At 27.6% G+C, this 15,390-nt stretch carries 19 protein-coding genes; 16 read left to right on the plus strand and 3 right to left on the minus strand.

Annotated elements, in window-relative coordinates; translation table 11 throughout:
- The first annotated feature begins 14 nt into the window (after positions 1-14).
- The 7 genes from ACTT9L_RS01045 (at position 15) to ACTT9L_RS01075 (ending at position 6,222) form a co-directional block, all read left to right on the plus strand.
- The gene (locus ACTT9L_RS01045) at positions 15-863 is read left to right on the plus strand and encodes a phytanoyl-CoA dioxygenase family protein (protein ID WP_440927527.1); all 849 of its coding nucleotides are present in this window, start codon (positions 15-17) and stop codon (positions 861-863) included.
- Between the two features lie 139 nt (positions 864-1,002).
- Positions 1,003-1,764, plus strand: a complete 762-nt coding sequence (locus ACTT9L_RS01050; RefSeq protein WP_075485964.1) for an SDR family NAD(P)-dependent oxidoreductase — start codon at positions 1,003-1,005, stop codon at positions 1,762-1,764.
- 8 nt (positions 1,765-1,772) lie between these two features.
- A complete protein-coding gene (locus ACTT9L_RS01055) occupies positions 1,773-2,756 on the plus strand; it encodes an aldose epimerase family protein (RefSeq protein ID WP_440927528.1) in 984 nt (327 codons plus the stop codon).
- 1 nt (position 2,757) lies between these two features.
- Positions 2,758-3,795 (plus strand): Gfo/Idh/MocA family protein, encoded by a 1,038-nt coding sequence (locus tag ACTT9L_RS01060; RefSeq protein WP_440927529.1) that lies wholly within the window; start codon positions 2,758-2,760, stop codon positions 3,793-3,795.
- Positions 3,796-3,856: 61 nt separating this feature from the next.
- Positions 3,857-4,366 carry a pentapeptide repeat-containing protein gene (locus ACTT9L_RS01065; protein WP_440927530.1) on the plus strand — a complete coding sequence of 170 codons (510 nt, stop codon included), beginning with the start codon at positions 3,857-3,859 and terminating at the stop codon, positions 4,364-4,366.
- 3 nt (positions 4,367-4,369) lie between these two features.
- Positions 4,370-4,663 carry a hypothetical protein gene (locus ACTT9L_RS01070; RefSeq protein WP_440927531.1) on the plus strand — a complete coding sequence of 98 codons (294 nt, stop codon included), beginning with the start codon at positions 4,370-4,372 and terminating at the stop codon, positions 4,661-4,663.
- Between the two features lie 119 nt (positions 4,664-4,782).
- Positions 4,783-6,222, plus strand: coding sequence for a sodium:solute symporter family transporter (locus ACTT9L_RS01075; RefSeq protein ID WP_440927532.1), 1,440 nt, complete (start codon positions 4,783-4,785; stop codon positions 6,220-6,222).
- Here ACTT9L_RS01075 and ACTT9L_RS01080 read toward each other — a convergent pair.
- A complete protein-coding gene (locus ACTT9L_RS01080) occupies positions 6,215-6,583 on the minus strand; it encodes a thioredoxin family protein (protein ID WP_440927533.1) in 369 nt (122 codons plus the stop codon). The two genes, ACTT9L_RS01075 and ACTT9L_RS01080, sit on opposite strands and share 8 nt — an antisense overlap.
- Positions 6,584-6,652: 69 nt before the next feature.
- Here ACTT9L_RS01080 and ACTT9L_RS01085 point away from each other — a divergent pair, with 69 nt between their 5' ends.
- The 7 genes from ACTT9L_RS01085 to ACTT9L_RS01115 all read left to right on the plus strand — a co-directional run bounded on the left by ACTT9L_RS01085 (position 6,653) and on the right by ACTT9L_RS01115 (position 10,953).
- A complete protein-coding gene (locus ACTT9L_RS01085) occupies positions 6,653-7,588 on the plus strand; it encodes an ABC transporter ATP-binding protein (RefSeq protein WP_440927534.1) in 936 nt (311 codons plus the stop codon).
- Positions 7,578-8,345, plus strand: coding sequence for an ABC transporter permease (locus ACTT9L_RS01090; protein ID WP_440925406.1), 768 nt, complete (start codon positions 7,578-7,580; stop codon positions 8,343-8,345). Before ACTT9L_RS01085 ends, ACTT9L_RS01090 begins: the two co-directional genes overlap by 11 nt.
- 173 nt (positions 8,346-8,518) lie before the next feature.
- A complete protein-coding gene (locus tag ACTT9L_RS01095) occupies positions 8,519-8,788 on the plus strand; it encodes a GNAT family N-acetyltransferase (protein WP_440927535.1) in 270 nt (89 codons plus the stop codon).
- Positions 8,779-9,525 (plus strand): sulfite exporter TauE/SafE family protein, encoded by a 747-nt coding sequence (locus ACTT9L_RS01100; protein WP_440927536.1) that lies wholly within the window; start codon positions 8,779-8,781, stop codon positions 9,523-9,525. The genes ACTT9L_RS01095 and ACTT9L_RS01100 overlap by 10 nt, the downstream gene beginning before the upstream one ends.
- 48 nt (positions 9,526-9,573) lie before the next feature.
- Entirely contained in the window at positions 9,574-10,128 is a 555-nt protein-coding gene (locus ACTT9L_RS01105) for a hypothetical protein (RefSeq protein WP_440925404.1), read from the plus strand.
- 2 nt (positions 10,129-10,130) lie between these two features.
- Entirely contained in the window at positions 10,131-10,697 is a 567-nt protein-coding gene (locus tag ACTT9L_RS01110) for an SOUL family heme-binding protein (RefSeq protein WP_440927537.1), read from the plus strand.
- A gap of 31 nt (positions 10,698-10,728) precedes the next feature.
- A complete protein-coding gene (locus ACTT9L_RS01115; protein WP_440927538.1) occupies positions 10,729-10,953 on the plus strand; it encodes a hypothetical protein in 225 nt (74 codons plus the stop codon).
- Between the two features lie 156 nt (positions 10,954-11,109).
- On the opposite strand, the gene ACTT9L_RS01120 is transcribed toward ACTT9L_RS01115, so the two are convergent.
- Both ACTT9L_RS01120 and ACTT9L_RS01125 read right to left on the minus strand, forming a co-directional pair.
- Positions 11,110-13,644: an ABC transporter permease gene (locus ACTT9L_RS01120; protein ID WP_440927539.1), complete on the minus strand. Its 2,535-nt coding sequence runs from the start codon at positions 13,642-13,644 to the stop codon at positions 11,110-11,112.
- The gene (locus ACTT9L_RS01125; RefSeq protein ID WP_440927540.1) at positions 13,628-14,293 is read right to left on the minus strand and encodes an ABC transporter ATP-binding protein; all 666 of its coding nucleotides are present in this window, start codon (positions 14,291-14,293) and stop codon (positions 13,628-13,630) included. Before ACTT9L_RS01125 ends, ACTT9L_RS01120 begins: the two co-directional genes overlap by 17 nt.
- Between ACTT9L_RS01125 and ACTT9L_RS01130 the strand changes: the two genes are divergently transcribed.
- Together ACTT9L_RS01130 and ACTT9L_RS01135 are read left to right on the plus strand one after the other, a co-directional pair.
- On the plus strand, positions 14,292-14,903 hold the full coding sequence (locus tag ACTT9L_RS01130) for an arylesterase (protein WP_440927541.1): 612 nt from the start codon (positions 14,292-14,294) through the stop codon (positions 14,901-14,903). The two genes, ACTT9L_RS01125 and ACTT9L_RS01130, sit on opposite strands and share 2 nt — an antisense overlap.
- Entirely contained in the window at positions 14,904-15,359 is a 456-nt protein-coding gene (locus tag ACTT9L_RS01135; protein ID WP_440927542.1) for a hypothetical protein, read from the plus strand.
- The last annotated feature ends 31 nt before the right edge of the window (positions 15,360-15,390 follow it).

The raw sequence follows: 15,390 nt of genomic DNA on the forward strand, positions 1-15,390 counted from the left end.
CTTAAGATTTATGTATGCGTAAATTCTCAAGAGAAGGTTTTAATATTACTGAAGCAATAAATGAATTAATGCATGAAACCGGAGTTATAGTTATTGAAAATGCATACAATTTAAATGATATCAAAGAAGCAAGAGAGATTGTTAATCATTTTGCTGATACACAGGAACAAAAAGAAACTCACTTTAATGCTGAGGCTGAAGCATCTGATAAGATTAAACTTCAGCAAAGGATATGGAATTTATTTGGTAAAGGAGAGGTATTTAGTAAGTTAATTACAAATGACATTATTTTTAGCTTAATGTCTAAACTTTTAGGTTCAGAATTTTTTTGTGGTTCTTACTGCGCAAGTAGATTGTTACCAGGGTCAATAGGACAGGAACTTCATATAGATTATCCGTATTGGGATTTTTATAATAGTGAAACTTTTCCTATGGGTCTTAATAGCTCATTCGCACAAAACTGTCAGGCTACCATTCCTCTAGATATTTGTTCAGAACAATCAGGAGCAACTGCATACATACCAGGATCGCAAAAGAAATTACATTATCCAAATGAAAATGACGATTTTTCAAATAAACAACAAATGATTGCTAATCCTGGAGATTTAGTTTTTTTTAATGGTAACTGTTGGCATGGAGCATCACCAAATAAATCAAATCACCAAAGAGCAGCATTATTGATAGAGTTTCTTCCTAAATATATAAAGCCAGTAGAGGATTTAGTCACTTATTTATCTGAAGACTTTAAAAATAATTCAAGTCCAAAAGTGCGACAGCTTTTAGGGTTAAATTATGAATATCCAAAAATTATGGATGCGAGCAAAAAAACAAATAATATTGGTTTAGGTTATAAAGCTAAATAAAATCTATATTTTTAATTTAAATTCTCTATAAATATTAATAATAAAATAAACAGAATAGAAAATATTAAGCTAATAGAATTTGTAAACATTAAGATTTTAAAAATATAAGAGCATTTATAACAGGCGGAGGATTAGGAAAATGAAAGTAAAATATTATGATCTAGAAAATAAAAGAGTATTTATTACAGGTGGAGGATCAGGAATTGGAGCTTCAATTGTTGAACATTTTTGTGAACAAGGTTCTGAGGTTTATTTTATAGATATTAAAGTGTCAGAGGCTGAAAAATTAATTGAAGATATCAAAAATAAAAAATATTCAATACCAACTTTTATTGAATGTGATTTGTTAAATATAAAACAACTTCAAAAGACAATAGCAGACATAATAGATCAAAAAGGCCCAATTGATATCTTAATCAACAATGCTGCTAACGACACAAGACACAAAATTGATGATGTTACAGAAGAATATTGGAACGAAAGAATGAATGTAAACCTAAGACATTATTTTTTCACAGTTCAGTCAGTTAAAAAATCAATGATTGAAAATAAGGGTGGTGTAATTGTCAATATAGGATCTTCTTCTTGGATGGTTGGACAAGGTGGTATGGCAGCTTATACAGCTGCAAAATCTGGAGTAGTTGGTTTGACAAGATCATTTGCGAGAGATTTAGGTGAATTTAACATTAGGGTTAACTCAGTAGTACCAGGCTGGGTTTTAACACAAAGACAAATTGATCTTTGGTTAAACGAGGAGTCCGAAAAAGACTTGATGAAAAACCAATGTTTAAAAGAGAGATTGTTACCCCATGAGCTTGCCCAAGCAGTATTGTTTTTTTCATCAGAACAATCAGGTGGATGCACAAATCAATCTTACATTGTTGATAAAGGCTGGTTGTAATAAGCTTTGTGAAAGTACAAAGCTCAATAATAGAAAATAAGTATCTAAGAGTTAAATCAATTAATATTGGTGCTTGTTTGTATGAAGTTTATGATAAGCAAAAGAAGATAAATTTAATCTTAAATCTTGGCTCTAAAAAAAATTATAGAAATAAAAATTTTTATGTAGGTGCTACGTGTGGCCGGTACGCAGGAAGAATATCAAATTCAAGATTTAAGATTAAAAAAAAGATTTATAGACTCGATGGCAATGAGGGAAGAAATACACTTCATGGAGGAAAAATAGGATTTGATAGGTTGGAATGGAAAATACACCATCATTCAAAAGCTAAAATAATCTATCAATTATTATCTAAAAATCTAGATCAAGGTTTTCCAGGAGATCTAAATTCACAGTGTATATTTGAAATTAAGAATAAAAGTTTATTTATCATATATCAATACAAATCAAATAAATTAACGCATGTGAGTTTAACAAATCACAGTTATTGGAATTTAAATAAAAATAAAAAAGAAACAATTTTTAATCATGAGTTAAAAATTAATTCTGAAAAATATCTTGAGGTGAACAATAAATTGATCCCAACTGGTAAATTTGAAAAAGTTAAAAATACTATTAATGATTTTAATAAGTTTAAAAATATTGGAGAAAAAATAAATATTATCAAAAATAAAAAAACAAAAATAACACTAAATAAAATAAATGCATTAGGATTTGATTTAACATTTTGTGTTAAAAAAAATTCCAAAAATTATTTAGCCTCATTAAAAAATAAAAAAACTAATATTCAATTAGATTTTTATTCAAATCTTCCTGGGATACAGCTTTATACTAGTCAGGGTTTGCGATTTAAAAACAAACTTTATCCTTACCAGGGTGTTTGTTTAGAAACTCAACACTATCCAGATGCACCAAATAACAAAAATTTTCCAAGTACTCTAATTAAACCCAAAAAACTTTATAAGTACTTTACAAAGATAAAAATCTCATAAAATGAAAAAAAAAATAAACATATCAATTGTTGGAACAGGACTAATGGGTTTACAACATATAAAAGCTATTCAAAAATCAAAGAAAGCAAATCTTCATTCGATAGTAGAGATTGGTGATAACGCTAAAAATTTATCTAAAAAATACAAGATTCCATTGTATTCAAATACAGGTGAACTGTTAAATTCAAAAAATTTAGATGCAGTGATTGTTGCTACTCCAAATCAACTCCATGAAAAGCATACAGTAAGTTTTTTAAAAAATAAAATTCCAGTATTGTTAGAAAAACCTATTTCAGATAATATTAATTCAGCTAAAAAAATTATTAGTAGTGCAAATAAAAATAAAACACCATTATTAATAGGTTATCACAGAAGACATAACTCAATAGTATCAAAGGTAAAAGGTTTAATTGATAAAGGAAAATTAGGAAATATAGTTTCAGCAAATGTTTTATGTTGGCTTTATAAACACAGAACCTATTACAAAGAAAAATGGAGAGTAAGTAAAGGTGGTGGGCCTTTAGGCATCAATTTAGTTCATGATATTGATATGATTTGTTATTTATTGGGTTCAATAAAATATGTTCAAGCGTTTACAACAAATATAACTAGAAAATTTCAAGTAGAAGATACAGCTACAATAAGTTTGATCTTTAATTCAGGAGCACTTTGTACACTAAATTTGTCAGATACAATTGTTGCACCTTGGAGTTATGAATTGACCGCTGGAGAAAATCCTGCATACCCAATTACAAACCAATCTGCATATATGATTGGAGGCACAAAAGGTTCTTTACAGTTTCCTAATCTTAAATATTGGTTTTATAAAAAAGAACGAAGCTGGTGGAATAAGATTTTTGTTAATGAAGATAAAAACAAAAAAGATGACAATACATTAGTAAATCAAATTAACCATTTTGCTGATGTAGTTACTAAAAAAGCTAAACCAAAAGTGAATGGTAATGATGGTTTAATTTCTCTCAAAATTTTTGCAGCAATAACTAAAAGTGCGAAAACTGGCAAAAAAGTAAGAATATAAACTTTTTATTAAAATTTAAATCATTCATTGTTTTGACATATTTTATTTGTTAACTTTTTATATGAAAAAAATTATCTTACTTGCTTTATTTAGTTTTTTATTTTTTACAAATTCAAATGCTGCATGTGACGATCCTTTAACAGAAGGTGTAGATTATTCTAATTGTAGATTTTCAGATTCTCAAGATTTACAAGGAAGTTATCTTCCAAATTCAAATCTTTCTTTTGCAAGTTTTATTCAAGTAAATTTTGATAAAAGCATTATGATGACATCAAATCTATCATTTGGTACTTTTCCAGAATCTACTTTTGTAAGAGCTAATCTTTATGAATCTGTTTCAATTGGTGCGAATTTTGAAAAAACTAACTTTACTGGAGCAAACTTAACCAGAGTTGATTTTATGGGCGCAACATTGATCGAAGCTAATTTTCAAAACTCTAATTTGATGGAAGCTAATTTTACATCATCTAACATTACCAATGCTAATTTTGATGGAGCTAATTTAACTGGAGCTACTTGGACCAATGGTCAAACGTGTGGTCCAGAGTCGATTGGTACTTGTAATCAATAGTTAATGAATACCTCAGTAAATACTGATGATGTTATTTTTAATTTTTTTAAACAAATTTGTGATGAAAAAGATGATCAAAAATGTGTTGAGCTTGGGAAAGAATGGATAAAAGCAATGGAAACAAACCTGTCCAGTATGGAATCAAATTTAAATGGTGCTGATTATATTAAGCATAAAGATGATATTCAAAGTAACAGAAACCATCTTAATAGCTTAAAAAATAAAACTTCATCTGAGTGGAGAGAGTACGCTACACAATGTATGATCGAAATAATGAACCATAAAAATCGGAAATAATTAAATTTTAAAAAGACTTTCAATAATAAACAAAATATATTAAGTATATCAACAAGGGGTGTCTTAACAGACTGAGATCATACCCAAAGAACCTGTCCGGTAATTCAGAAAGGGATAAAATGGATAAAACATATTTTTTAACTCAATCAACCTCATTAACATTAGTTATTACAATTAGTTTAATATTTGCTTTCTTGGGAATTTATCATTCTAAAAAATTTAGAGGAATAAATAATTATTTAACTGCAAATAGAAACATTGGTTTATTTTCACTTACCACAAGTCTAGTAGCATCAGCTTTAGGAGCCTGGATTCTATTTGGTCCAGTTGCGGCTGCAACATGGGGTGGAGTAGGTGCTGTTATTGGATATGCATTAGGCACAGCTTTTCCGATGATTTTCTTAATTTATTTTGGAAAAAAAATTAGAAAAGAGTTTCCAAAAGGGTCTTCTTTAGTTGAGTTTATGAGAAAGAAATTTAGCAAAAGCCTATTTAAGTTTATTTTGTTAATGACAATCTTTTATATGTTTATTTTTCTTTGTGCAGAAGTAACAGCGGTTGCTGTATTAATCAATTATATATCTGGAACAGAATTGTGGATTACAGCGTTAATAGTTTTGGTAGCTACATTAAGCTACACACTTTATGGGGGGCTAAGAGCATCAATATTTACTGATAATATTCAAATGATTGTAATTGGTGTTTTATTATTTGTTTTGATTTCAATCATTAGTTCATCTTCAGGGGATAATTTTTCTTTTTCTTTAGTTAATGAGAAAAACCCTCAACTAATAAGTTCAAAATATATTCCAGGATACACTGCTGGATTAACTTTTTTTATAGCAGTTGCAGCAACTAATTTATTTCATCAAGGAAATTGGCAAAGAGTATATGCAGCAAAAGATTATCAAATATTAAAAACTGGTTTGATAATTTCTTTCTTTATTATTGTTCCAATAGTTTTTTTAATGGGATTTATTGGAATGGTTTCATTTTCAATGGACCCATCTGTTAGACCAGATTTAGGATTTTTTAATTTATTATTAAAAGATCAAACAGAAATTTTATCCTTATTGATCGTTGTACTTGGTCTTGCATTAACAATATCTACTGTTGATACTTTAGTTAATGCTATTTCAAGCTTGTTTGTAGTTGATGGCAAACCAACTTTTAAATTAGATAAAAAAACTGATTACTTAAAAATATCTAAATATTTCATTTTAATCTTGTCTGTAATTGCTTTTGGAGTTGCTTCAAAAGGATTTGATATTTTATATTTGTTCTTACTTGCAGATTTATTTTGTTGTGCGTTTGTAGTGACTGTTTTTTATAGTTTCTATAATAAGGTGGATGAAAAAAATGCTTATGTTTCAATTATAATTGGTTTAATTGCAGGATTTTTAATGTTTCCATTTCCAGATTTTTCTAAAAGTTTATTAGTAGGAGTAATTTTTCCTACAGATATATTTTCACCTTTTATAGCTCAATCTTTATTATTTTTATCTTTTTTGGTTGCAACTTTCTTGCCAGTAATAATTTTGAAAATTAAATTTAGATAGAGGATTTTAAAGCGTCATAAATAAGTTCTTTGGTTGTCTCACCAATACTTCTGTAAACTTCTTTATTATCTTTAAAAATTAAAAGTGTTGTTTGATATTGAATATTAAAAAATTTAGCAATTTCTTTATTTGTTACATCAAAAGCAAAGTATTCCATATTTTCAAAATCTTTTTTTGCTTTTTTTAATACTTCCATTTGACCCGCACATGACGAGCAATATTTAATCCAAGAACTCACAACAACAACTTTTCCTTCCGATAAAGCTTTATCAAATAATTGTTTATCATAAGTCGTTTCTTTACTAGTTGCTTTGGAAGTCAATGCTAATACAAAACAAATAAATATTAAAAATTTTTTCATATGTTTTTTATTTAACGTAAATTTTAATTTATTGTAATACAATAAATTGTCTCTATATATGGTTATCAAATGTCTAGTGATCAAATTACCATAAATAACTTATCAAAAGTCTTTGACAATGGATTTGAAGCATTAAAAAACATTAATCTTAATATTAAAAAGGGTGAAATTTTTGCGATGCTTGGACCAAATGGCGCAGGAAAGACAACTCTTATAAGTATTATCTGTGGAATAGTAAGACCTTCTTCAGGAAAAGTTACCGTAGATGAATTTGATATTATTGATGATTATAGAGAAACAAGGTCAAAAATTGGTTTAGTTCCTCAAGAGCTTACTCTGGAACAATTTGAAACCGTATTTAATAACGTTTCCTACTCCAGAGGTTTATATGGAAAAAAACCTGACCAAAAACATATTGAAAAAGTTTTAAAAGATTTGAGTTTATGGGATAAAAAAGATCTAAGACTTAGACAGTTGTCTGGAGGAATGAAAAGAAGAGTTTTGATTGCTAAAGCATTATCTCATGAACCAACTATTTTGTTTTTAGATGAACCAACTGCTGGAGTAGATGTTGAGTTAAGACAAGACATGTGGAAAGTTGTTGAAAGTTTAAGAAAAACTGGCGTTACAATAATTTTAACCACACACTACATAGAAGAAGCAGAGGCTATTGCGGATAGAGTAGGAGTTATAAATCAAGGAGAAATAATAGTTGTTGATGAAACAAAAGAATTATTAAAGAAAATGGGTCATAAGAAACTTACGGTAGAATTACAGGAAGACGTTAAAGAAATACCAAATAGTTTAGTAAAATACAATCTTGAGATTGGAAAAGATAGAATGTCAATTGATTATACTTACAATGTTCAAGCAAAACAAACAGGAATTACAAATTTACTTCAAGATTTAAAAGATGCAGGATTTAAACTAAAGGATCTAAAAACAGAACAAAGTACTTTAGAAAAAATTTTTGTAAGTTTAGTAAAGGAAAACAATGAAATTTAATTATTACGCATTTAAAGCAATTTATCTTCATGAGATGGATAGATTTAGACGAACATTGATGCAATCTTTATTATCGCCAGTTTTATCTACTTCTTTATATTTTATTGTTTTTGGTTCAGTAATCGGAGGGTATGTTGAAAATATTGATGGCATTAGTTATGGATCATACATCGTACCTGGTTTGTTGATGCTTACATTATTAACCCAATCAATAAGTAACACATCCTTTGGTATTTTTTTTCCTAAATTTAATGGAACAATTTATGAAATTTTAGCTGCACCAATTTCAACTCTAGAAATAGTTCTTGCATTTGTTGGTGCAGGAGCAACCAAAACTTTAATTGTTGGTTGTATGATATTTATTACTTCAACTTTTTTTGTTGAAGTTGAAGTGCAATTCCCAATATTAATGATTTTTCTTTTAGTATTAGTTTCATTTACTTTTGCATTATTTGGTTTTTTAATTGGATTGATGAGTTCTAATTTCGAACAAATGTCAATCATACCAACTCTTGTTATAACTCCAATGGTTTTTTTAGGTGGAAGCTTATATTCTTTAGATATGCTTCCAGAGTTTTGGCAAATAGTTACATATTTTAATCCAGTAGTATATCTGATAAATGGATTAAGGTTTTCATTTTATGGAGTATCAGATTTTAATATATGGATAAGTGTTGGTTTAATGTTAAGCTTTTTGATTATTTGTATAGTGATTGTAACAACGCTTCTTAAAAAAGGTTATAATATAAAAGCATAAATAATGATTAAATATATTCTTCCAGCTATTATTATTTTTTTGATTGTTTTGTTCTGGGAGAAAATTACCGAATTTGTAGAAAAAAAATTCAATATTAAGCTTAATTATATTGTTGTTAGCTCCATAATTGCTGCAATAGCAGTAATTCTTTTGCTCCTTAATTACTAGTATTTATGAACATTCTTGATGTTTCAAATTTTGAAATAAAGGAAACGGATGGAGTTTTTACCTTTAAAAATGAAAATACAACAATAGGCTTTGTTAGATTTAATGAGATAGGAGAGGTAGAATATATTTTTGTTAATCCAATTTTTAGAAAAAAAGGATTAGCAACCAAATTATTAGAATTAGTAAAAGAAAAAACTGGAAAAGAAATAATACTTCAAGAACCAATAAGCCCTTTAGGATTGAAATTATTAAAATCATTAAATAGATGGAAATAAACTTTTTATTTTTCTTAACGGTTGTTCCTGCAATTATTTTATATGGAATTGCAAAATCAGGTCTAGGTGGTTCCATGACTTTAATTTCTGTTCCTTTAATGACAATAGTGATGCCATTAAACCAAGCGTTAGGAATTATTTTACCAATTTTAATATTTTCAGATTTTATTGCTGTTTATAAATATAGAAAGGAATTTGACATAGGAACTTTAAAATTAATGGTTCCATTTGCAGCAATCGGGATATTTTTTGGATCATTAACTTTTTCATATTTTTCAGAGGAATTATTAAAATTTATTATTGGAGTTATGGGCTTCTTGTTTGCTGGTCATTACTTTTTTTTTAAAAAAAATAAAGAAAAAAGGTCAGAAAAAAACTTTTTTAAAGGTGGTACTTGTTCAGTCGTGGCAGGATTTACAAGTTTTTGCGTACATGCGGGAGGAACTCCAACTAGTCTTTATTTACTCCCGCTTAGAATGAAAAAAGAAATTTATGTAGGTACAAGAATATTTTTTTTCACTTTCGTAAATTTAATTAAACTTCCCTTGTACATTAGTTTATCTATGACAAACTTAGAGTCTTTTAAACAGTCAGCAACATTGTTTCCAGTTGCATTATTGGGAATATTGATTGGATATCAATTACTTAAAATTATTGAAGAGAAACTATTTTACAATATTTTATATGCTTTAATTTTTGTTACTAGTGCGAAGCTTTTGTATGATTATCTGGTATGATTTAATTGCGCATTTAAACTTTAAAATAAATGGTAAATAATTATTAAAATGAAGAAAAAATTCAACCCAAGAATTAAAGCAAGATTAAGAAAAAATAGACAGGTTTTAACTAAAAATATTGATAATTTTTTTGCGTGGGTCAAAGGCGCAAAACTTGTTGAGCTTAAAGAATGCAATACTGATGAAGATCCTGTCAGACCAGAGTTAGATAACAAGTTTAGAACAGGATATGGAAGAAAAATTTTTGGTGTTGAATATCAAGGAGAAATTCACGCTGTAATGTGTTTTGCTTATACAAATGAAATTCCAAAAAGTGTTGAAGAGTTAGAAAAGTTAAGTACTGATGCATTTTTACAAACTGCTATGAGAGATCAATCAGGTGGTCAAATAGCTGTTGCTTATACTGTGTGGTCCAAAAAAAAAGGTGGGGGAAAATTAATTGTAAAAGAAGTTTTTAAAAATATAAAAAAATCTAATCATTTAAATAGATTAGTAACCCTTTCACCACTAACAGAAATGGCAACTAACTTTCATGAAAGAAATGGTGCTAAATTAATTCAAATTAATGAAACTACACAAAATTTTGAATATAAAGTTATGTAACAATGAGAATTATTAAATTTTATTTAATAGTATTTTGTACTTTATTTATTTTACCATATTCTGCAGTTATGGCTTACGAAGAAGCAAATTACGAAGTTGTCTCTAAAAATGAAATATATGAGATTAGGAAATATTCTGATCGTTTAGCGGTAGAAACAATGACATCTGGAATAGATAGTAATTTTAGAAAATTGTTTAATTACATTTCAGGCAGAAATGATACCCAGGAGAAAATTAAAATGACAACTCCAGTTACACAAGTTGAGAAAAATGGAAATATGATTATGCAATTTTATTTACCCTCTAAATTTAACTCAGAAAATGCACCAAATCCTAGCAGGAAAGATGTTAAAATAGTTAATATTGAAGGAGGATACTACGCGGTGTTGAAGTATTCTGGTCGAGCGTCTGATGGAAATTTTATTAAACATAAAGAAATTTTAGAAAAAGAGTTACAAAAAAAAAGCATATCTATTATAAGCCCACCTATTAGAGCAACATATGACAGTCCATTTACCCTACCAATGAATAGAAGAAATGAGGCCATGTTTAAAGTGGAATTAAATTGAATAAATCAAAATTTAAAGCAATGGTATTATCTTGTATAGATCCAAGATTTCAACATATAGTCTACAATCATTTACTGAAAAAAAATTAATAGGAAAATACAGCGCTTTTACAATTGCAGGTGCAGCTGTTGGGGTTACACATAATAAATTTAAGCAATGGCATAAAACTTTTTATGATAATTTAGGAACCTCTATTAAATTACATAAAATAGAAAAATTAATTGTTATTAATCATAAAGATTGTGGTGCAGCATAAATAGCTTATGGAAAAAAAGAATTTACTCCAGTTAATGAAAAAAAAATTCATAAAGATTCGTTTTCTAAAATTAAAAAACAAATAAAAAAAAGATTTCCAAAATTAAAAGTAGAATTAAATCTAATTTCTTTAGATAGCAAAATTACTAAATTCTAATTATTGATTCCTTATTAGAGGATAAACTTTAGGACTTAGATATTTTAAGTTTGTTAGCAATATTAAAATTAAAGTTACTAAACCAATTGAAAATCCTAAAAAAATTAAAACTTTGAAATCGAAAATCCAAACTAGTTCAAAAATATTTTCTATAATAAATTTTGAACCAATCACTGCAAATAATATTGCAATTAAAATTACAGAAATAAAAATAATAACGAATTCAATTAATGATGAAAAAACGATTTGTTTTTTTGAAAAACCTAAGATTTTAAAGACTAAATTTTGATATTCTTTTACTTTCCCTTGAACCATAATTGCGCTCGAAATTACGATTAACCCTATTACAATAGTAACCGCTGAAATTAAAGTAACTGCAATAAATACTTTATTTAAAACAGCTGTAACTTTAGATAAATAATCTGCAATTTTTATCATCGATAAACTCGGCATTATTTCAAGCATTTCAGTTTCATCAAATTTATTTGAATTAAATTTTGCAGTAGCTAAATATTCATGAGGTATATTTTTTGCAAATTGAGGATTAAATAACATTGCAAAATTGATGTTTAAATCTCGATAATCTACTTCTCTAAAATTAATGACCTCTCCTTCAATTTCTCGTCCATATACATTTAAAGTAAAAATATCACCTAACTGAATGTTAAAATCTTTAGCAACTTTTGCATCAAGAGATATTTGAAGTTGATCTGGGTTTGATAAATCCCACCATTTACCAGCTAAAATTGCGTTATCTTCAGGTATATTTTCTACCCAGGAAGATCTTCTTTCACTACCAATTACCCAATAACTGTCATTATCTGGTTTAATATAAGTGTTAGGATCCACACCATTAATTTTTACAATTCCAGAGGATACCATTGGCACAATTTCTATAGATGCATTTGGATCCATATTTAAAATACCTTGTTCAAATTTCTCTCTTTCACCTTTTTGAATACCGACAAAAAAATAATCAGGTGCAATGTCAGGAATAGATTTCGCAATTTCTCTTTGAAAATTTGTACCAACTAAAGCTAATGTTAATAACAAAGTAACCCCTAAGCCAAGAGACATAACTGTAATGGGAGTTATACTTTTTGTTTGGGTAATATTTTTAATTGAAACTTTTAAAGAAATTATTGGACTAGATTTGAATTTTTTTAGAAAAAAAATAATTAATTTTGAAAGTAAGAAAAATACAATTAAACACACAAAAAAGGCAGCAAAGTAACCCAAACTATATGAAGGCTGTTCAGATCCAACTGTGAATAATAAAATTAAAATAGATAATAAAATAAAACTTAGAACAACTGATCTCTTAGAATAATAAAATTGAAGGTTTTTAAATACGTTTCTAAATAAACTAGACGCTTTAACCTGATCAATAGAACTGATTGTTGGAATAGAAAAAATTACCAGCACCAATAAGCCTACAAAAAATATTTTTAAAAAATTGAGCAATGAAAATACTGGATAAACATTTAATCCCAATCCATCAGATAAATATTTATCTACTATTGGTACAATTAAGAAACTCGATCCATAAGCAACAACAGTGATGATAAATAAAAGTATAAATAACTGCAGATAATATAGTGTTTTAATATTGCCTGAATAAAAGCCAACTGCTTTTCTTACAGCTATCGACATGTTGTTTTGATTAATAAAAGAAAGCAAAGTATTTGCTATTCCAATACCAGCTATCAACATTGCACTGATAGATACAAGAGATAAAAATTGAGAAAAATTATTTATAATTCTCTTTATCCCACTTGCTGAATTTTCAGGATATCTAAGTTTAACTTTTTGATCGTCTTTAAAGATTTCTTCAATTTGTTGTTCAATTTCTTCTGGCTTATCATTTTCATTAAACCTTACTTTGTATTCATAGTTTAAAAAACTTCCAATTCCGTTTAGTTTTAAAATTTCTAAAGTTTGTTTTCCTGCTAAAGCCCAATCGCCAAATGCAACAAATCCACTTACATCTGGTACTGATTTAATAATTCCAATTACTTTAAAATTTTGATCTTGGACTTTTACTAATTCATTAATTTTAATATTTAGGGTTTTTGATAAACTTTCATTGATAAGGATAGTGTTAGGTTCTTTTTGCATTCTTTCATAAGCACCAATTGGCTCATACACAACATTTCCATATAGAGGATATTTTTCATCTACAGTTTTAATTCTAGTAAATAATGATTTATTTTTTTCTCTGCCAGTAGTTGAAAGCATAGTACTGAACTCAATCATTTGAGAAACATTTGCAAATTCTTTTACTTTATTAACTAGATCTAAATTTCCTTGATTACGATTGTAATCAATCTCTAAATCTCCACCTAAAAGTGCTTTGGCATTATCATTTAGTTCTTTTTTAAGACTATCTTCAATTGTGAAAATAGCACTTAAGATAAATAAACTTATAAAGAGTGTAACAATGATACTGGAAATTTTATGATAATTTCTGCTTAAGTCCTTTAAAGCATATTTAAAGATCAAACTAAATTTTGAAGGATTATTTAATTTTTCCATCTTTAATTTTTATTTTTCTTTTTGCTTTGTCAGCAAGTTTAGGATCATGAGTTACCATGATTAAAGACGAACCTTCTTCTTTGACGTACTTAAATAAAATATTTGCAATCATAATAGAATTTTCAGTATCTAAGTTTCCGGTTGGTTCATCTGCTAAGATTAATTCTGGTTTCATCGCAATTGCTCTAGCAATAGCAACTCTTTGTTGTTCACCACCTGATAATTGACTTGGAAGATTATTAAAACGATGTTTCAAACCAAATCGATCTAATAATATTTTTGCATCTTTTTCTGGATTTTTAAAGTTATTAAGTTCAAGTGTCAGAGCAACATTTTCAACCGATGTATAATTCGGAATTAAATAAAAAGACTGAAAAATTATTCCAATATTTTTCTTTCTTATCTCAGATACTTCATCTTCACTAAGGCTCGTTATTTCTTGATCATTAAAAATTATTTTACCAGAGGTTGGTTTTTCTAAGCCTCCAATTAACATTATTAAACTTGTTTTTCCCGAGCCACTTTCTCCAACTACTGAAACAGTTTCTTTTTTCTTAATATTTAAATCAACATTTTTTAAAACATTGATAGTATCTTTACCAGTTTGGTATTTGAGATTTATTTTTTTTAATTTAAGAAGAGCACCCATGAATAAAAATATATTTATAAAAATTTTGATGTTCTTTCTAGTGCACATAAACGCAAGTGCAATAGAAAAGGTAGTTTTATTTGGAGATAGTTTGATGGCTGGTTATGGATTACCTAAAGAACATCATTTATCAATAGTTTTAGAAAACAATCTTAAGCAGGCTGGTTTAAATATCAAAGTAATTAATGGAAGTGTCTCTGGTAGCACGTCATCAGGTGGATTAAATAGAGCTGATTGGAGTTTATCAGAGCCAGGTATTGATTTAATTATTTTAGGTTTAGGTGCTAATGATATGCTTAGAGGAATCCAACCAGAGGAAACGGAAAAAAATTTAGAACAAATAATAAAAGTTGCTCAGAATAAAAAAATTAAAATAATTTTAGCCGGAATGAATGCACCAGATACTCATGGGGAAAAATATAAAAAAGAGTTTGATGCTATTTATCCAAAGTTATCAAAAAAATATAATTTAGCGTTAATCCCATTTCTTCTTGAAGGTGTGGCACTTAATCCAAGTTTGAATCAACAGGACGGTATACATCCCAACAAAGATGGAACAATAAAAGTAAGTGAAACAATAAAAAAAAGTATTATTAATATAATAAATTAAATGAAAATCTTTCTATCAATATTTAGCTTATTGTGTTGCCTTAGTTTTGCTCAAGCTCAAAATACAAATATTACACTAAATTCTGATTTGAACTTAAACTGCAAATTTGAAAAAGTAATTTTAAAAAATCCAGACCATAACTTTCAATCTTTCACAAAAGATCAAATTAAAAGAAAAGATATTAATAAGTTAATAATCGAGTCTAAAACACCAGACATTCTAAATGTTAAAAATTTATCAGAATTTTTTAATAAAGTTGATTTAGAGGTTAAAATTTCGAATAAAGATATATTCTTAATTCAAGCGTTCGATAAAGAGAGGAATTATTCTGAGTCTGCAGTCTATACTAGAAAAACAGGCGAACTTATTCACGAAATCACAACCAATATAAAACAAGAGGAAAAAGAAAAAGATATTTCTTTTTATAGTTGTAAAAATAACAACAAAGACATTTAAGATCAAAGACACTAACTTCAATTTATGATAA

Source organism: Candidatus Pelagibacter sp. (assembly GCF_052049675.1).
In the GTDB taxonomy this organism is placed as follows: domain Bacteria; phylum Pseudomonadota; class Alphaproteobacteria; order Pelagibacterales; family Pelagibacteraceae; genus Pelagibacter.